An 18,240-nucleotide genomic window follows, 5' to 3' on the forward strand; every position below is an offset into this window, starting at 1 on the left:
ACTCTCGGCGAAAACGGGCACTCTCGGCGTGAGGAGGGCTCAGGCGGAGGCGGGTTGCGGCTCGGCGGGCGCGGCGACGGGCTCGGGGAAGAGCGCGTCGAGCAGCTGGGCGACCCAGGCGATCAGCGCGGCGTCGTGCGTGTCGGTCGGCAGCGGCACGACCATCGCGTCGCCGCCGGAGACGAGCTTCGCCTTCGGGTACAAGCGCTGCAGGCGCACGCGCATCGAATCGGCCAGTCGGGCGGGGGCGACGCGCAGGTTCGGCCCCATCGCCACGACGTCTTCCAGCCCCGCGCGCGCCGCACGGCGGCGCAGACGCGCGACGGCGATCAATCCGTCGACCTCGGCCGGGGGCTCGCCGTAGCGGTCGCGCATCTCATCGATGACGAGGTCGATCGCGTCGTCCTTGGCGGTGGCGGATGCTGCGGCCGAAAGCTTCTGGTAAGCCTCGAGCCGCAGGCGCTCGCTGTCGATGTACGACTCGGGAAGGCGCGCGTCGACGGGGAGCTCCAGCCGCAGCTCGGCCGGCCCCTCGGTGTCTTCACCGCGGAAAGTCGCGACGGCCTCGCCGACCATGCGCAGGTACAGGTCGAAGCCGACACCGGCAATGTGTCCTGCCTGCTCGCCCCCGAGCAGGTTTCCGGCGCCGCGGAGCTCGAGGTCCTTCAGCGCGACCTGCATGCCGCTGCCGAGGTCGTTGTTGACCGCGATCGTCTCGAGACGGTCGGCGGCCGTCTCGGACAGCGGCTTCTGGTCGTCGTAGAGGAAGTAGGCGTAGGCACGCTCGCGGGCGCGCCCGACGCGGCCGCGCAGCTGGTGCAGCTGCGACAGCCCGTATTTGTCGGCGCGATCGATGATGATCGTGTTCGCGTTGGCGATGTCGAGACCCGTCTCGATGATCGTCGTCGAAACGAGCACGTCGGCCCGGCGCTCCCAGAAGTCGTCGACGACCTGCTCGAGGGCGTGCTCGCCCATCTGGCCGTGGGCGACGGCGATCCGCGCCTCGGGAACGAGTTCGGCCAGCTCTGCGGCGACCTTGTTGATCGACTGCACCCGGTTGTGGACGTAGAACACCTGCCCCTCCCGCAGAAGCTCACGGCGGATGGCCGCAGCGATCTGCTTGGGGTTGCGAGCGCCGACGTACGACAGGATCGGGTGCCGGTCTTCCGGCGGGGTCTGCAGCGTCGACATCTCGCGGATGCCGGTGACCGCCATCTCGAGCGTGCGAGGGATCGGCGTCGCGCTCATGGCGAGGATGTCGACGTTCGTCTTCATCTTCTTCAGCGCGTCCTTGTGCTCGACGCCGAAGCGCTGCTCCTCGTCGATGATCATCAGCCCGAGGTCTTTGAACTGCACCTTCTCGGTGAGGATGCGGTGCGTACCGATGACCATGTCGATCGTGCCGTCGGTGATGCCCGCGAGCACCTCACGGGCCTCTTTGTCGGTCTGGAAGCGCGAGAGCGCGCGCACCTTCACCGGGAACCCGGCGAACCGCTCGGCGAAGGTCTCGGTGTGCTGCTTGACCAGCAGGGTCGTCGGCACGAGCATCGCGACCTGCTTGCCGTCCTGGATCGCTTTGAAGGCGGCGCGGACGGCGACCTCGGTCTTGCCGAATCCGACGTCGCCCGACAGCAGGCGGTCCATGGGGATCGGCTTCTCCATGTCTGCCTTGATCTCGTCGATCGTCTGCAGCTGGTCGGGGGTCTCGGCGAACGGGAACGCCTCTTCGAGCTCGCGCTGCCACGGGGTGTCGGGGCCGAAGGCGTGGCCCTTCGCGGCCATGCGCGCCGAGTAGAGCTTCACCAGCTCCACCGCGATGTCGCGCACCGCCTTGCGCGCGCGTCCCTTCGCCTGGGCCCAGTCGCTGCCGCCCATCTTCGACAGGGTGGGCGCCTCTCCCCCGACGTAGCGGGAGAGAAGGTCGAGCTGGTCGGTGGGCACGTAGAGCTTGTCGCCGGGGTAGCCGCGCTTGGACGGTGCGTACTCGAGCACGAGGTAGTCGCGAATGCTCTTGACCGCATTGCGACCGCCGCTGGAGACCTCGCGCTGCTGCAGCTCGACGAACTTTCCGATGCCGTGCGTCGAGTGCACGACGAAGTCGCCGGTCTTCAGCTGCAGCGGATCGACGACGTTGCGCCGCTTGGAGGCCAGCTTCTTGACCGTGCGCGAGTCGTTGGCGACGGCGCGCCCGTAGAACTCCGCCTCGGTGAGCACCGCGAACCGCGACCCCGGCATCTCGAACCCGCGCTCGAGTTCGGCGCAGACGAGAAGGGCCACCCCCGGGGCGGGTTCCTGGATGAGCGCCTCGTCACGCCGGGCGGCGATGCCGCGCTCGGCCAGCACGTCACGCGCGCGGTCGACGAGACCGGGCCCGGAGGCCACGACGACCACCCGCCAGCCGTCGGTCAAGAGCTGCCCGACGTGCTCGGTCGCGCCGTCGATGTTGCCCTGGAAGGAGGGCACGGCCTGGCCGCGCACGCGCAGCGAGCCGTCGGCGGCGAGCCCGTCGTATTCCGTGCCCTCGAAGTCCGACGTCGCGTCGGAGGCCCCCGAGTCGAACGACGACAAGGACCACCACACGCCCTCGCGCTCGCGGGCCGCGTCGCGCAGGGTGGCGAGGGAGAGGAAGTCGCCCGCCCCCAGGCTGATCGGCGTCTCCGCACCGGCGGTCGCGGCCGACCAGGCGGCGTCGAGGAACTCGCGGTTCGTATCGGCGAGGGTGGTGGCGCGGGCGAACGACCGCTCGGGGTCGACGAGCGCCACGGCCGCCCCCATGGGCAGGTACTCGACGAGGGGTACGACGCGGTCGAGCAGCGCGGGCGTGAGCGACTCCATCCCCTCCACGGGGATGCCCTCGGCCATCTTCTCGAGGATCGACCGAAGGGCGGGCAGCTCATCGCGCAGCTCGGCGGCCCGCGCCCGCACCTCGGCGGTCAGCAGCAGCTCACGGCTCGGAACGAGCGAGACGGAGGTGACGTCTCCGGGCAGCGACCGCTGATCGGCCACCGAGAACGCGCGGATCTGGTCGACCTCGTCGCCGAAGAACTCCACCCGCAGCGGGTGGTCGGCGACGGGCGGGAAGACGTCGAGGATGCCGCCGCGCACGGCGAACTCGCCGCGGCGCGACACCATGTCGACGCGGAGGTAGGCGCGCTCGACGAGCTGGCGCGTGACCGACTCGAGGTCATAGTCGCGCCCGCCCACGGTGAGGTCGATCGGCGCCACGTCGGCGAGGCCGGACGCGAGCGGCTGCAGAGCACTGCGAATGGATGCTGTGACGATGAGGGGTGTCTCGCCGTCCCACGACGCGACGCGTCGCAGGGCGTCGAGACGGCGGCCGACGGTCTCGGGACTCGGGCTCAGCCGCTCGTGGGGCAGCGTCTCCCACGCGGGGAAGTGCAGCACCTGAGCACCCGGGACGAGGGCCTCCAGGGCAGGGCCCAGCGAGTCGGCACGACGGCCGGTGGGAGCGATGACCAGCAGCGCGGGGGGCTTCCCGGCTGAGCGTCGCCGCTCGAGGAGGCCGGCGAGGGCCGGGGCGTGGAGCCCCTCGACCAGCGAGAGGTCGGCATCGACCACCGCGGCGGCCATCGCCTCCCGGAACGATTCATCCTGCTCAAGGGCGCGCACGATCCCGGGAACTGTCACCGGAGAAGCATACGCGCCTCCACCCCCACGGGGCTTCGCCGCCGCATCCGTTCTCTCACGAGAGCGAAATGATAGAGGCGCGACGGTCTGTGACGCGAGGGTCCGAAGTGCCCTGGCTCGATTCCACCGGGGACCCTAGACTGACGGGTTCACAGCCATTTTGCGGCTGTACCCCGCTCGCCGACAGCCAGGAGTAGCCATGAGCAACGTCCCGCCCGCCCCCGAGCCGCAGGGTTCGCAGCCCGCGTACCAGCCCCCGACACCGGGAGCCTCCGCGCCGCCGCCCGCTCCCCAGTACTCCGCCCCCGGCTCCTACCCGGCAGCGCCGTCCGACTACCCGACGGAACAGCCGAAGGGGTCGAACAAGCTCGGCGTGATCGCGTTCGTCGTCGCCCTCGCCGCCGTGGTCATCGGATCGATCGTGACGTACCTCGGCGGACAGAGCCTGGGCACCCTGATCGAGTACACGGGCACTTCGGGCACCGTCGATGCGAACGATCTGCCGCCGGCCGCACAGCAGATCGCCGCCTCCGGCGGACTGCTGACCGTCGCCGGGTTCGCCGTCTTCGGTGTGCTGGCGCTCTGGGGCTTCATCCAGGGCATCGTCGCCGTCGTGAAGAAGCGCGGCCGCGGCTGGGGCATCGCCGCGATCATCGTCGCCGTCGTCGGCGGTGTGATCGTCTCCATCATCTGGGGCGTCGGCTTCGCCGCGGGCGCCGCTCCGTACATCAGCGCCTGACGCCCACGCGCCGAGAAGGCCCCGTCTCCTCCGGGAGGCGGGGCCTTTGTCATGAGCGGGCGCGAGGCGCCGGGCCTCAGGCGCGCGGGGCGTGGAAGCGCTGCTGAGCCGCGACGAGCCCCTCGGCGACCAGCTGCTCCACCGCGTCGGCGGCATCGCCCACGAGGATCGGCAGGGTCTTGCGTTCGGCCGCGCCGAACGGATCCAGCACCCAATCCGCCGCATCCTGCCGCCCGGGAGGGCGGCCGATGCCCACGCGCACGCGCGGGAAGTCAGGGGTGTCGAGCGCCTTCGCAACGTCGCGGACGCCGTTGTGCCCGCCGTGCCCGCCGCCGGTCTTCAGCTTGATCGTGTCGAACGGGATATCGAGCTCGTCGTGCACGATGACGACGCGCTCCGGCTGGACGCCGTAGAACTTCGCCAGCGACGAGACGGGCCCGCCGGAGACGTTCATGAAGCTGTCGGGCTTGGCGAGCACGAGCTTGGCTGCACCGGGCCGCAGCCATGTCTCGACGACTCGCGCGTGCGACTTGTGCGCGCGGAACGTCTCGCGGCGCCGGGCCGCGAGCTCATCGACGACGAGCTGCCCGATGTTGTGCCGGGTCGCCTCGTACCGGGGTCCGGGGTTGCCGAGTCCGACCACCAGCCACGTGTCTGCCATGCCCTCATCCTCCAACGAACCGATACCCGGAAACGAAACGAGGGGGCGCACCGGGCGCCCCCTCGTCTCTCCGATCCGCCTCGGCCCCTCGACGGAGTCGAGGACCGCGGCGGGCGAGGATTGCTCTTACTCGGATGCTTCTTCGTCGGCCGACTCGAGTGCCTGTGCGGCCGAGACGGCGGCGTCGATCTCGGCGATCTCATCTTCGGCGGCGAGGGTCGCGGCCGGGACGGAGACGGCGATGATGAGCGCCTCGGGGTCGCCGGCGAGGACGGCGCCGCGGGGAAGCTTCAGGTCGGCCGCGGTGATGTGCGTGCCGTCCTCGAGACCCTCGACGCTGACCTCGAGGTTCTGGGGGATGTGGGTGGCCTCGACCTCGAGCGACACGGTGTTGCCCTCGAGATTCGCGATGGTTCCGGGGGCGGGCTCGCCGACGACGTAGATCGGGACGTCGACCGAGACCTTCTCGCCCTTCTTGACCACGAGCAGATCGATGTGCTCGATGATCTGCCGCACGGGGTCCTTCTGCACGTCCTTGACCAGGGCGAGCTCGGGCGTGCCGGCGATGTCGAGCTCGAGCAGCGCGTTGGCGCGGCGGATGAGCAGCGAGACCTGGTGGCCGGGCAGCGAGACGTGCTTCGGGTCGGTGCCGTGACCGTAGATGACGGCGGGGATCTTGCCCTCGGCGCGCAGGCGACGGGCGAAGCCCTTGCCGAAGTTCTCGCGCAGCTCGGCGCTGACCTTGTTGTCTTCCGACATGGTTGTTCTCCTCGTGGGCGTGCGGCCCGCAGTTCACGGGTACTGCCCAGTGCTTGTGGTCTGGGGTGGATTCGACTCGAACGCGAGCGCGTGAGGAAAGCCGTGAGCCTGCTTCACTGCGTCGATCACGGATGCTGCGATCACCCTCGCGGGCGACGTGGGCATCCCTCGCCGAAGTTCAAGCACAGAGTCTATCAGCGGCGACGGTACGATGAAGACGCACCCGATCCCTTCCGGAGGACCCCTTGGACCTGGACGCTCACTTCTTCTCCTACGTCATGCTGTGGATCGTCGGCGGCATCGCCGCGGTCGGCGGAGTGGGCCTGATCGCGGCACTGTTCTCGATGGGACGACAGGGCTACCGCAAGCCCTGACCGATCAGGGCCGCTCGCGCAATTCGACCGGCAGCGACGGCGCGAGCCGCCGCAGGCTGGCGAACGTGGGTACGAGCTGGTCGTAGAGCGCGCCGAACACCGGCTGCAGCTGTCGGTAGACGGATGCTGCGGTCGGATCGGGCCGTACGTGGTCATCGACAGGGATGAGGTCGGCGGCGACATCGATCGAGTCGATCAATCCGAGCGCCTCCATCCCGAGGAGGGCTGCTCCGAAGCTCGATCCTTCCTGCCCCTCGGCGAAGTCGACGCGGATGTCGAGCGCCGCGGCGAGCACGTCGCGCCAGACGTCGCTCTTCATCACTCCCCCGGTGGCACGCACCTGCGTGATCTCGAGCCCCGCGGCACGCATCGACTGCAGCACGAGCGCGAGCTGCAGGCAGACCCCCTCCAGCGCCGCCCGGATCAGGTGCTCACGGGTGTGCGCTCGCGACAGCCCGATGTAGGCGCCCTTGGGAAGCGCACTCCAATGCGGGGCGCGTTCACTGAGCAAGTACGGCAGCATGATCAGCCCACCGGAACCCGGCTGGGCGCGGGCGGCGAGTTCGAGCAGCTCGGCCTCCTCGCCCGCGGCGATCTCGGGCGCGAGGAGCGTGCGCACCCAGTCGAGGGTCGCGCCGCCGTTGTTGATCGCCCCGCCGACAACCCAGCGATCCTCGGTGAGCGCGTAGCAGAACACCCCGCCCTGAGGATCGACCGCGGGCTTGTCGACTCCGACGCGAAGGGCTCCGCTCGTCCCGATCGAGCACGCGGCGACACCCGGGCCGACCGCTCCGACGCCGAGGTTCGCGAGCGGACCGTCACCGGCGCCGACGACCACCGCCGTGTCGGCGGGAAGGCGCATCGCGACGCTGGCCTCCTCGGTGATGCCCCGCAGCACGTGACGGGTGGGGACGAGTTCGGGGAGCTGCTCCACCGAGATCCCGGCGATCGACAGGGCCTCGTCGTCCCAGGCGAGCGTGTGGATGTTCATGAGGCCGCTGGCGGAGGCGAGCGAGTGGTCGACGACGAGCGCGCCGCACATGCGCACGAGCAGCCAGTCCTTGATGCCCACCCAGAACGCCGTCTCCTCGTGGAGCTTCGGCTCGACCTCGCGGAACCACACCAGCTTGGGCAGGGGCGACATCGGGTGCAGCGGGGTACCCGTGCGCCGGTGCAGTGCGAGACCGCCCGGTTGGGCCCGGAGACGTTCGGCATGGACGCCGGCGCGCGTGTCGCCCCAGGTGACGACGGGCGTCAGAGGCCGGTACGCCGCGTCGAGGGCGAGGAGGCTGTGCATCGCCGACGAGAACGAGATGCCCGCGATCCGGGCGGCGCCCGTCACCGCCACGACGTCGCGCACGGCGGCATAGGCGGCTTCGAGGATGGCTTCCGGGTCCTGCACCGCATACCCGGGGTATGGGGTGTCGAGGGCGTACCCGTGCGATGCGGTGGCCACCTGGGTGCCGTCGACCGCGAAGGCCACGGCCTTGGTGCTCGTCGTTCCGAGGTCGAGCCCGATGACCAGGTCCGCAGCATCCGTCATGGTCAGATCCTCCCAGGTCAGCGGCCGGCGGAGAGCTCGACGACGACCTTGCCGCTCGCCGTGGAGTCCTTGGCGATCTCGAACGCCCGCACGGCGTCGTCGACGGGAAGCACGTGCGTGATGACGGCCTCGATCTGCGGATGCTGCGCCAGGAGCCGGACGGCGTCGTCGATCTCGTCGTGGAACCGGAACACGCCGAGGAGGGCGACCTCCTTCGAGATCAGGGGCGCGATGTTGAGCGGTTTCGGCTCGTTCGGCACCATCCCGACCTGCACCACCGTGCCACGTCGCCGGACGGCGGCGAGCGCGGCGGAGATCGCCGGGGCGGCGCCCGAACACTCGAAGACCACGTCGAAGGCCTCGTCGGGCAGGGGCTGCTCGCCGATGCGCACGACGGCGTCGGCTCCGAGGCCGGTGGCCCGGCGGAGCGGCTCGGCGAGCACGTCCGACACCGTCACGTGCTCGGCCCCGCGTGCGCGGGCCGCGGCGGCGGTCAGGAGTCCGATCGGTCCGGCGCCCGACACGAGCACCCGCGAGCCGGTGATGTCGCCGACGCGCGTGATCGCGTGGAGCGCCACGGCCAGGGGCTCCGCGAGCACGGCGCGACGTACGGGAAGGTCGGCGGGGAGCACCCGCACCATGTCGGCCTCGACGACGAGCAGTTCGCTCATCGCGCCCTGGGTGTGCGGGCGCGTCGACGCGCTGCCGAGGTACGAGCCCCCCGGCCAGAGGTGAGGCTCGCCCTCTGTCCCCTTCGTCGGCGTGCCGAACCGCGCCGGGTGCACCGTGACCGGGGTTCCCGGAGCCAGGACGCCGCGGGGGTCGAGGTCGACGCGACCCGAGAGCTCGTGGCCGGGGACGAGCGGCTCCTCCACGACGAACGCGCCGTTGGCACCCTCGAAGTAGTAGTGCAGGTCAGACCCGCAGATCCCGACGAAGTCGACCCGGATGCGCACCTGCCCCGCGGCCGGCTGCGGCTCGGGGGCGTCGACGACGTCGAGGTCGAGCTTGCCGGTGATGACGACCGATCTCATGGTCGTTCCTTTCGTGACGGGACGGGGGTGATCAGACGACGGAGGTCATGCCGCCGTCGACGAAGATGTTCTGCCCGCTGACGAAATCGCTCGCCGACGACGAGAGATAAAGGAGCGTGCCCGCCAGCTCTTCGGGACGCCCCCAGCGCTGAGCCGGGGTGCGCTGCTCGACCCACGCCGAGAACTCCGCGTCGGCGACGAGTGCGGAGTTCATCTCCGTCGCGAAGTACCCCGGCGAGAGCGTATTGACCTGGATGTTGTGCCGCGCGAGGTCGGCCGCCATTCCCCGGCTGAGTTGCGCGACCCCGCCCTTGCTCGCCGAGTAGGGCGCGATCGTCTGCCGGGCCAGCATCGACTGCACCGACGCGATGTTGATGATCTTGCCCGACCCCCGCTCGATCATCGCGGGCGCGAGGAAGCGCGACACGTAGAAGACGCTCGAGAGGTTCGACGCGATCACGGCGTCCCAGTCTGCGACGGGGAACTCGGCGAACGGCGCACGCCGCTGGACCCCCGCATTGTTCACCAGGATGTCGGGCACGCCGTGAGCGGTGATGAGCCCGCCGATCGCGTGCTCGACCTCCGCGGCATCCGTCACGTCGAACGTCACCGTCACGGGTCGGCGACCGCTGCGCGCCTGGATCAGGTCGGCGGACTCCGCGAGCGCCGCCTCGTCGCGCCCGTGCAGCACGAGGTCGGCGCCCGCATCCGCCAGCGCGAGGGCGAGGGCGCGGCCCAGGCCACGGGACGAGCCCGTGACGAGGGCAGCCTTGCCGGTGAGGTCGAACATCGCGTTCATCTCTCGGGGTGCCTTTCTGTCAGAACAGCTGGGCGACGGCGTACACGATCAGCACGAGCACGAAGCCGATGATCGACTCGAGACCCTGCTGCACCGTCCAGGTCTTGAGCGTCGTCTTGACGTCCATACCCATGAGGCGACCGACGAGCCAGAACCCGGAGTCGTTGACGTGTCCGGCGAAGACCGAGCCGGCCGCGGCGGCGAGCGTGATCGCCGCGACCTCGAGGGGGTTGAAGTCTCCGGAGATCACCGCGGGAGCGACGAGACCCGCGGAGGTGACCAGCGCGACGGTCGCGGAGCCCTGCGCGAGGCGCAGCACCACGGCGATGAGGTACGCGGCGAAGATGACGGGGAGGCCCAGGTCGGCGAGAGTGCCCGACAGCGCATCGCCGATGCCCGAGGCGCGCAGGACGCCGCCGAACATCCCGCCGGCACCGGTGATGAGGATCACCGAGCAGATCGGACCGAGCGAGCGCTCGACGATCTTTTCCAGCGCGCTTCCGCCGACGCCGCGGGCACGGCCCAGGACGACGAGGGCGACGAGCACCGAGATCAGAAGGGCGACGGGGCTGGTGCCGATGAGCGTCAGGAACTGCACCCAGAGCGCTGCCGGATCGACGACGCCGATCGAGCCGAGGGCGTCGAGTCCGGTGTTGAGGAAGATGAGCAGCATGGGGACGGCGATGATGCCGATCACCGTGCCCGCCTTCGGCGGGTTGACCGCCTGCACGTCGTCTTCCGGACGACCGAACAGAGCCAGCACGGGCATCGGGATGCGCTTGTTGACGCGCTTGGCCCAGAGGTATCCGGAGATGTACCAGGTCGGGAATGCGACCAGCATGCCGACGAGCAGGACGACGCCGAGGTTGGCCTGGAAGTACTCCGTCGCGGTGACCGGACCCGGGTGCGGCGGGAGGAAGATGTGCATCACCGAGAACGCCGCCGCCGAGGAGATCCCGTACAGCAGCAGGTTGTTGCCGCCGACGCGGCGCGCGACGGCGAAGACCACCGGCAGCATGACGATCAGTCCGGCGTCGAAGAACATCGGGAAGCCGATGATCAGCGAAGCGATGCCGAGGGCGAAGGCCGCGCGCTTCTCGCCGAAGACGTCGACCATCTTCTCTGCCAGCACGCGGGCGCCGCCGCTGGATTCGACGAGGCTGCCGAGCATCGCACCGAGACCCACGAGGAGGGCCACCGATCCGAGCGTGCCTCCGAACCCGCTGACCAGCACTCCCGAGATCTCACCGGTCGGGATACCGGTGGCGAGCGCGGTCAGCAGCGACACCAGCACGAGCACGAGGAACGCGTGCAGCTTGACGACGATGACCAAGAACAGGATGACCGCGATCGCTGCTGCGGCGATGCCGAGCAGCGGGAGCGCTCCGAGTGTCTGAGTCCACTCTTCCATGGGGATTCTCCGTTGAATTCGAGGGTGACCGGCCGGTGGCTGACGCCGCGCGACCGGGGCTGACTAGGGTGGGGACCGCCTCGACGGAGCGCTTCCCTGGAAGCCACCGTTAGGCTGCCACAAAGATAGTACTTTTACAAACGGAGGCCTGATGAGCGGGATGCGCGAGGGTTCGCACAGCCGTGTCGTGCAGGAACTCGGACGCCGGATCGCCGGTCTCACACTGCCCGCGGGCACCGTGCTGACGCTCGCCGGGCTCGAGGAGGAGTTCGGCACGTCGCGCACCGTGGTGCGGGAGGCGGTGCGCGTCCTCGAGACCCACGGGCTGGTCCGATCCCGTCGCCGGGTGGGGATCACCGTGCAGCCACGCACCGAGTGGGACAACCTGAACGCCTCTGTCATCCAGTGGACGCTCGACGGCCCCCGGCGCCGCGATCAGCTGATCGAGCTCATGGATCTGCGCGAAGCCGTCGAGCCGGTCGCGGCGAGGCTCGCCGCTCAGCGCGCCACCGCCGCGCAGCGGGCCGAACTCCTGCGTTCGGCAACCGCCCTCAGCGACCTGGGCGCTGCGGGCCTCGGCGATTCGGACGAATACCTCGCGGCCGACATCGCCTACCACTCGCTGCTGTTGACGGCCAGCGGCAACGCGCTCCTGGCCCAGATGGCAGGTCCCGTGACCGAGATCCTGCGCGGACGCACCTCGTACGGGCTCACCCCCTCCGACCCGCGACCCGGCACGCTCGAAGCGCACGTCGCGACCGCCGCAGCCGTCGCGGCCGGCGACGTCGACGTCGCCGAGCGCGAGGCCCGGCACCATCTGTCGCTCGTCGCCGACGAGGTCAGCGCGCTCCAGCAGCCGTCGACGGTGCCCGGTTCGATCCCGATAGCCTGAGGGGGTTCCGAGACTTCAAGGAGTTCGCGTGTCCTCTGACCCCACGTCCGCACAGAAGCACCTTTCGCAAGATCAGGCCGACGGGCCGGATTCTGCCCCCGATCACGAATCGGCCCCCGGTTCGGAGAACGTCCGCCGCCCCGTCGGCGAAGCCGGCGTCGACGCCCCCGCCACCGGCGGGCAGGCGAACATCGGTGTCGTCGGTCTCGCGGTGATGGGATCGAACCTCGCGCGCAACCTCGCCAGCCGCGAGGGCAACACCGTCGCGGTCTACAACCGCAGCTCCGACAAGACCGAGCACCTCGTGCAGGCGCACCCCGAGGCCGGCTTCGCACCCGCCTTCTCCTACGAGGAGTTCGCGGCGACCCTGCAGAAGCCCCGCGCGGCGATCATCATGGTCAAGGCCGGCCGCCCCACCGACGCCGTCATCGACGAGCTCGTGCGCGTCTTCGAGCCGGGCGACATCATCGTCGACGGCGGCAACGCGCTGTTCACCGACACGATCCGCCGCGAGAAGGCCGTCCGCGAGACCGGCATCAACTTCGTCGGCATGGGCGTCTCCGGCGGCGAGGAGGGCGCTCTCCTCGGCCCCTCGATCATGCCCGGCGGCTCCGATGAGTCGTGGGTCACCCTGGGCCCGATCCTCACGTCGATCGCCGCAATCGCCGAGGGCGAGCCCTGCGTCACCCACGTGGGTCACGACGGTGCCGGCCACTTCGTCAAGATGGTGCACAACGGCATCGAGTACGCCGACATGCAGCTGATCGCCGAGGCGTACGACCTCATCCGTCGCGGAACCGGCAAGTCCCCCGCCGAGATCGCCGACATCTTCGCCGAGTGGAACCGCGGCGAGCTCGAGTCGTACCTCATCGAGATCACCGCCGAGGTGCTCCGACAGACGGATGCGGCGACAGGACGCCCGCTCGTCGATGTGATCGTCGACCAGGCCGGCGCGAAGGGCACGGGAGCGTGGACGGTGCAGACCGCCCTCTCGCTCGGTGTGCCCGTCTCGGGCATCGCCGAGGCGACCTTCGCCCGGTCGCTCTCGTCGCACGCCGAGCAGCGCGAGATCTCGGGCGGGCTTCCCGGCCCGTCGGCGGAGGGCGACTTCGCGGTGGACGACGCCGACGAGTTCATCGAGAAGATCCGTCTCGCCCTGTGGGCGTCGAAGATCGTCGCCTACTCGCAGGGATTCGACGAGATCCGCGCGGGCGCTGCCGAGTACGGCTGGAAGATCGACCTCGGCGCCATCGCCGGCATCTGGCGCGGCGGCTGCATCATCCGCGCCCAGTTCCTCAACCGCATCACCGAGGCCTATGCCGAGACGCCCGACCTCGCGGTGCTGCTGACGGCGCCGTACTTCGTCGAAGCTCTCGAGCTCAGCCAGTCCGCCTGGCGCGACGTCGTCGCGACGTCCGCACGAGTGGGCATCCCGGCGCCGGCGTTCTCGTCGTCGCTGGCGTACTACGACGGGCTCCGCGCCGAGCGTCTTCCCGCCGCCCTCATCCAGGGCCAGCGCGACTTCTTCGGTGCGCACACGTACAAGCGCATCGACAAGCCGGGCACCTTCCACACGCTGTGGTCGGGCGACCGCAGCGAGATCGAGGCCGAAGACACGCACTGACGCCGCGCCGCCCGGCGCGAACGCCCGAACCGCGAGACGTCACTCCGTATACGAGACTGCGACCGTAGTCCGCTGTCTCGTGCCGGGGATGACGTCTCGCGGTTCCTGTGTCACCGGCGCGTGAGGTCGGTGACCTGGCCGCGATCGAGGCGCAGGCGTCGACGGGCGCGCGCGGCCACCGCGGAATCGTGCGTCACCACGATGAGCGTGAGGCCGGCCGCGTTGAGCCCCTCCAGCACCGAGAGGATCTCGTCGCGCATCCGCTCGTCGAGATTGCCCGTCGGCTCGTCGGCCAGCAGCACCCGTGGACGCTTCGCCACCGCCCGGGCGATCGCGACGCGCTGCTGCTGACCTCCCGAGAGTTCCCCCGGCCGGTGGTCGGCCCGATCGGCGAGACCGACCTGCGCGAGCGCCTCGGCCACCCGGGTCGCACGCTCGTCGCCGCCGAGGCCGAGCGGCTCGAGACCCATGTCGACGTTCTCGGTGGCGGTCAGCGTCGGGATGAGGTTGAACCCCTGGAAGACGAAGCCGATCTGGGTGGCACGCAGGCGCCCGATCTCGGCATTCGATGCGGCGGCGACGTCGACCTCGCCGAGCCGCACCGACCCGGCCGTCGGGCGGTCGAGCGCACCGAGCAGCTGAAGCAGCGTCGACTTGCCACCGCCCGTCGGGCCCTGGATGGTGACGAAGTCGCCCTGCTCGATCTCGAGATCGACTCCCGCGAGCGCGGCGACGACGCGCTCGCGCTGTCGGTAGGTGCGGGTGACCCCCGCGAGGCGGTAGATCGGCGAGCGCTCGTCGGTGTCGGACGGGATGCTCGGGGTCTCTGCGATGGTCATGCTCTCTTCTCCGATTGAGGTGTCGAACGGACGGTCGAGTCTCATGCGACCGACCGCAGTGCTTCTGCGGGGCTGAGGCGCGCGGCGCGCCAGCCGCCGAACGCTCCCGCGACGAGTCCGCCCCCGACAGCGAGACCGACGGCGGCCACGATGATCCACGGGGTCAGCGGAGCGTCGAGCACGACGTCGGCGACCTGCGTCGCTGCCTGCCCGAAGGGCCCGCCGCCGGCTCCCATCCCGCCGGGGCCGACCGTCGTCGTCTCGGGAGCGGACGAGATCGTCGGCGAGACGACGTTGATCACGGCGATGCTCGCCAGGCCGATGACGAGCCCCGCCACGCCGCCGATGAGCCCCTGCACGAGCGACTCCCCCGCCACCTGTCCGACCACGCGTCCGTTCGACCACCCGATCGCCTTGAGGGTGCCGAACTCCCGCGTGCGGCGCGAGACCCCCGAGATCGTGAAGAGCACGGCCAGCACGAGCGCGACGAGGAGAACCAGCACCGGCAGCCAGGTGCCGAGGTTCGACACGAGCGACGAGGCGCTGGTGAGCGATCCCGAGACCGTGGAGGCGAGCTCCGACTGCGAGCTGACCGTCGCGTCGGGGAGCGCCGACCGGATCTCGGTCTGGACCGCGCCGATGCCGTCGGCCGACGCCGCCCGCACGTAGACGGTCGAGACGACCTCGCCCACTCCCGCGAGCGTCTGCGCCACGTCGAGCGGCAGATAGACGTTCGCCGCCGTGTCCGCATCAGACGACGTCGACGAGACCAGGCCCACGATCTGCATCGCGGTGCCGCCGACGTCGATCGTGTCGCCCACGGCGAGCGCACTCGTCGCGGCGTAGCTGCCGTCGACCACGGCGACGTTCGTGCCCGCGTCCGAAGCATCCAGCCCCCGTCCGTCGGTGACGGCGACCGATGACAGCGGACCGACCCCGGATGCGGCGGGGTCGATCCCGAGCACGCTGAACGACTGGATGTCGAAGGCGCTGCCCCCGGCGCCGTCCGCGCCGCCCGCGGGCGGCCGACCGGGGTCTTCTCCCTCGCCCATCTGCGACATATCGGGCATCTCGCCCGAGAAGGTGGTGTTCGTAAGCGACAGGGCCCCGGATGCGGCGGCCACACCATCGAGCGCGGCCACGGTGTCGACGGCAGCGGCGTCGAGCGTGCCCCGCATCATGTCGGTCATCAGGCGCGACTGGCTGAGGCTGGTCGTGCCGTCTACGGTCTCGCCGTCGTCCTGGCCGAAGTCGAAGCGCGAGCCCCCTCCCTGGCCGGCCTCGACCGACGCACCCGTGGCGGTGAGGTCGGTGCCGACACCGTAGACCGCGGCGAGTGCCCGGGTCTGGGCATCGCGGACGCCGGCAGAGAGCGAAGCGACGACGATGACGAGGGCGATCGCTATCGCGAGCCCCGCAGCCACGATGATGGTGTGTTTCTTACGCCCGACGAGCTCGCGGCGCAGGTACGTCCAGTACATGTGTCTCCTTCCGGCGACCGGATGCCGCCGTCCCCCCGACGGTAGGAAGCGCACTCATGCCGTGCGTGTGGCGGACGTGTGGAAACACGATGAGATCGGATTCACAGCGCAGCCATAACATTCGCCATAGGAACCACATAGGTGGGCGAGCACAATGAGTGCATGACCGCGACCGTCGCCTCCCCCGCCCTCACCCGCCCTGACGGCTCTGCGCTGCGCGTGCTCGTCGTCGACGACGAGCAGATGCTCACCGACCTCCTGTCGATGGCACTGCGGATGGAGGGCTGGGACGTGCAGACCGCCGCGTCGGGCCTGCAGGCGCTTCAGGCCGCACGCGACTTCGCCCCCGACGCCATGGTGCTCGACGTCATGATGCCCGACCTCGACGGCATGGCCGTGCTGCAGCGGCTGCGCCATTCGGGCAACGACGTGCCGGTGCTCTTCCTCACCGCGAAGGACGCCGTCTCCGATCGCGTGGCGGGCCTGACCGCGGGCGGCGACGACTACGTCACGAAGCCGTTCAGCCTGGAGGAGGTCGTCGCGCGCCTGCGTGGACTGATGCGACGTGCGGGCACGGCGTTCGCCGGGGGCGGCGAACCGATCCTTCACGTGGGCGACCTCTCGCTGAACGAGGACAGCCACGAGGTCTCCCGTGCGGGGACGTCGATCGACCTGACGGCGACCGAGTTCGAACTGCTGCGCTACCTCATGCGCAATCAGCGTCGCGTCGTATCGAAGGCTCAGATCCTCGACCGCGTGTGGAACTACGACTTCGGCGGCCGATCCAGCGTGGTGGAGCTCTACATCTCCTACCTCCGCAAGAAGATCGACTCCGGTCGCGAACCGCTGATCCACACCGTCCGGGGCGTGGGCTACATGATCAAAGCACCGCAGTGACGGCCGACACCGCCGAAGCGACCACGACGACGCGCCGCGGGCACGCCTACAGCCTGCAGGCTCGACTCATGATGGCGATCATCGGCATGGTCGCCATCATCCTGGCGAGCATCGCTCTGGGCACGAGCGCGATCCTCAGCAACGTGCTGCAGGAGAATCTGCAGACGAAGGTGCAGTCGCAGACGCAGGAGCTGCGGTTCGGCCCGCAGAGTACGGCCAGCGCGGTGCTCAGGGCCGGGTTCTTCGAGCCCGGCACGGTGCTGGTCGTGTCGAACTTCGCCGGTGTCACCGGCGCGTATGTCGACGGCGACACCGTTCGCGAGCTCGACGCCGACCAGATCGACGACGTCGTCAACGCTCTCGTGGGTGCCCCGGCGTCGGAGGTCATCGACCTGCCCGGGCTCGGCGAGTACCGGGTGGCCAGCACGGGATCGGCCGTCCTCGGACTGCCGCTGACCGACGTGACCTCGACGATCGCTCAGATCCTCACCACGATCGCTCTCGTCACCGCCGGCGGGCTCGTGCTCCTCGGGTCGATCATCGCCATTGTCATCCGAGCGGGTCTGAAACCGCTGCGCGCCGTTGCCGAGACGGCGCAGCGCGTCGCGTCGGTGCGCATGGATCAGGGCGAGGTGTCGATCACCGAGCGCGTGCCCGACGAGCAGACCGATGATCGCACCGAGATCGGCCAGGTGGGCGCCGCGCTCAACAGTCTTCTCGACCACGTGGATGCGTCGTTGTCGGCCCGCCAGCAGAACGAGGAGCTCATGCGGCGGTTCGTCGCCGATGCCAGCCACGAGCTCCGCACCCCGCTGGCATCGATCCGGGGCTATTCGGAACTGTCGCTGCGCGACCGCACGCTGAGCGACACCTCCCACGAAGCGCTCTCCCGCATCCAGGCGCAGTCGCTGCGCATGACGACCCTGGTCGAGGACCTCCTCCTCCTCGCACGCCTCGACGAGGGGCAGGAGCTCGTCTACGGAACCGTCGACCTCACTCAGCTCGCCCTCGAAGCGGTCGGCGACGCCCGACCCGCCGGTCGCGGCCACAGGTGGGAGATCGACGTGCCCGACGAGCCCGTCCATCTCGCCGGAGATACGTCGCGCCTGCACCAGGTGGTCGCGAACCTCCTCGCCAACGCGCGCACCCACACGCCCGAGGGCACGACCGTCACCGTCTCGGTTCGCCGCGACGGCGGTGAGGCGGTGCTGCGCGTGCACGACGACGGACCCGGGGTCGACCCCGCGGTCGCCGACGAACTGTTCGAGCGGTTCTCCCGTGCCGACCGTTCGCGGGCACGCAAGACCGGCGGCACCGGCCTCGGCCTCTCGATCGCCCGCGCCATCGTCGAGGCCCACGCGGGCACCATCTCCGTCAGCAGCGTTCCCGGCGACACCACCTTCGAGGTGCGCCTGCCGGCGAAGCCGTCCGACCCCGCCTGACGCGCAGCATCCGCCCCGCCCTCCCCGCGAGCACACGCTCTGCGCCCGAGCGCACGCTCTACGACCGGCACCACCCCGTGCGCACGAACCGAACCCG

Annotated in this window: 15 protein-coding genes; 6 read left to right on the top strand and 9 right to left on the bottom strand. The window is 70.1% G+C overall.

Going from position 1 to position 18,240, the window contains the following annotated elements; translation table 11 throughout:
* Positions 1-39: 39 nt before the first annotated feature.
* Entirely contained in the window at positions 40-3,648 is a 3,609-nt protein-coding gene (gene mfd / locus ABTU82_RS03185) for a transcription-repair coupling factor (protein WP_407171696.1), read from the bottom strand.
* Positions 3,649-3,847: 199 nt separating this feature from the next.
* On the opposite strand from mfd, the gene ABTU82_RS03190 reads away from it, so the two are divergent.
* Entirely contained in the window at positions 3,848-4,387 is a 540-nt protein-coding gene (locus ABTU82_RS03190; RefSeq protein WP_116646142.1) for a hypothetical protein, read from the top strand.
* Positions 4,388-4,463: 76 nt separating this feature from the next.
* Here ABTU82_RS03190 and pth read toward each other — a convergent pair whose 3' ends face one another.
* Together pth and ABTU82_RS03200 are read right to left on the bottom strand one after the other, a co-directional pair.
* Entirely contained in the window at positions 4,464-5,048 is a 585-nt protein-coding gene (gene pth, locus ABTU82_RS03195) for an aminoacyl-tRNA hydrolase (RefSeq protein WP_116646141.1), read from the bottom strand.
* A 126-nt stretch (positions 5,049-5,174) separates the two neighbouring features.
* Positions 5,175-5,807 (bottom strand): 50S ribosomal protein L25/general stress protein Ctc, encoded by a 633-nt coding sequence (locus ABTU82_RS03200; RefSeq protein ID WP_116646140.1) that lies wholly within the window; start codon positions 5,805-5,807, stop codon positions 5,175-5,177.
* A gap of 245 nt (positions 5,808-6,052) precedes the next feature.
* On the opposite strand from ABTU82_RS03200, the gene ABTU82_RS03205 reads away from it, so the two are divergent.
* A complete protein-coding gene (locus ABTU82_RS03205; RefSeq protein ID WP_276308324.1) occupies positions 6,053-6,181 on the top strand; it encodes a hypothetical protein in 129 nt (42 codons plus the stop codon).
* Between the two features lie 4 nt (positions 6,182-6,185).
* On the opposite strand, the gene ABTU82_RS03210 is transcribed toward ABTU82_RS03205, so the two are convergent.
* From ABTU82_RS03210 to ABTU82_RS03225, 4 genes are read right to left on the bottom strand one after another with little or no spacing between them, the layout of a single operon-like run.
* Positions 6,186-7,724 carry a gluconokinase gene (locus ABTU82_RS03210; RefSeq protein WP_407171700.1) on the bottom strand — a complete coding sequence of 513 codons (1,539 nt, stop codon included), beginning with the start codon at positions 7,722-7,724 and terminating at the stop codon, positions 6,186-6,188.
* Positions 7,725-7,741: 17 nt separating this feature from the next.
* A complete protein-coding gene (locus ABTU82_RS03215; protein WP_407171701.1) occupies positions 7,742-8,758 on the bottom strand; it encodes an L-idonate 5-dehydrogenase in 1,017 nt (338 codons plus the stop codon).
* A 31-nt stretch (positions 8,759-8,789) separates the two neighbouring features.
* Positions 8,790-9,557, bottom strand: coding sequence for an SDR family oxidoreductase (locus ABTU82_RS03220; protein WP_407171702.1), 768 nt, complete (start codon positions 9,555-9,557; stop codon positions 8,790-8,792).
* A 19-nt stretch (positions 9,558-9,576) separates the two neighbouring features.
* Entirely contained in the window at positions 9,577-10,968 is a 1,392-nt protein-coding gene (locus ABTU82_RS03225; RefSeq protein ID WP_116646136.1) for a GntP family permease, read from the bottom strand.
* Between the two features lie 151 nt (positions 10,969-11,119).
* Between ABTU82_RS03225 and ABTU82_RS03230 the strand changes: the two genes are divergently transcribed.
* Together ABTU82_RS03230 and gndA are read left to right on the top strand one after the other, a co-directional pair.
* Positions 11,120-11,860: a FadR/GntR family transcriptional regulator gene (locus ABTU82_RS03230; RefSeq protein WP_240606751.1), complete on the top strand. Its 741-nt coding sequence runs from the start codon at positions 11,120-11,122 to the stop codon at positions 11,858-11,860.
* A 28-nt stretch (positions 11,861-11,888) separates the two neighbouring features.
* Complete coding sequence (gene gndA / locus ABTU82_RS03235; RefSeq protein WP_116646135.1) at positions 11,889-13,484, top strand: NADP-dependent phosphogluconate dehydrogenase; 1,596 nt, start codon at positions 11,889-11,891, stop codon at positions 13,482-13,484.
* Between the two features lie 110 nt (positions 13,485-13,594).
* On the opposite strand, the gene ABTU82_RS03240 is transcribed toward gndA, so the two are convergent.
* Both ABTU82_RS03240 and ABTU82_RS03245 read right to left on the bottom strand, forming a co-directional pair.
* Complete coding sequence (locus ABTU82_RS03240; protein ID WP_407171706.1) at positions 13,595-14,323, bottom strand: ABC transporter ATP-binding protein; 729 nt, start codon at positions 14,321-14,323, stop codon at positions 13,595-13,597.
* Positions 14,324-14,364: 41 nt separating this feature from the next.
* Positions 14,365-15,804 carry an ABC transporter permease gene (locus ABTU82_RS03245; RefSeq protein WP_407171708.1) on the bottom strand — a complete coding sequence of 480 codons (1,440 nt, stop codon included), beginning with the start codon at positions 15,802-15,804 and terminating at the stop codon, positions 14,365-14,367.
* Positions 15,805-15,966: 162 nt separating this feature from the next.
* On the opposite strand from ABTU82_RS03245, the gene ABTU82_RS03250 reads away from it, so the two are divergent.
* Positions 15,967-16,701 carry a response regulator transcription factor gene (locus ABTU82_RS03250; RefSeq protein ID WP_116646133.1) on the top strand — a complete coding sequence of 245 codons (735 nt, stop codon included), beginning with the start codon at positions 15,967-15,969 and terminating at the stop codon, positions 16,699-16,701.
* A 68-nt stretch (positions 16,702-16,769) separates the two neighbouring features.
* Positions 16,770-18,143 carry a sensor histidine kinase gene (locus ABTU82_RS03255; protein ID WP_240606803.1) on the top strand — a complete coding sequence of 458 codons (1,374 nt, stop codon included), beginning with the start codon at positions 16,770-16,772 and terminating at the stop codon, positions 18,141-18,143.
* Positions 18,144-18,240: the final 97 nt, after the last annotated feature.

The sequence above is a fragment of the Microbacterium deferens genome (genome assembly GCF_045517775.1).
Taxonomy (GTDB): domain Bacteria; phylum Actinomycetota; class Actinomycetes; order Actinomycetales; family Microbacteriaceae; genus Microbacterium.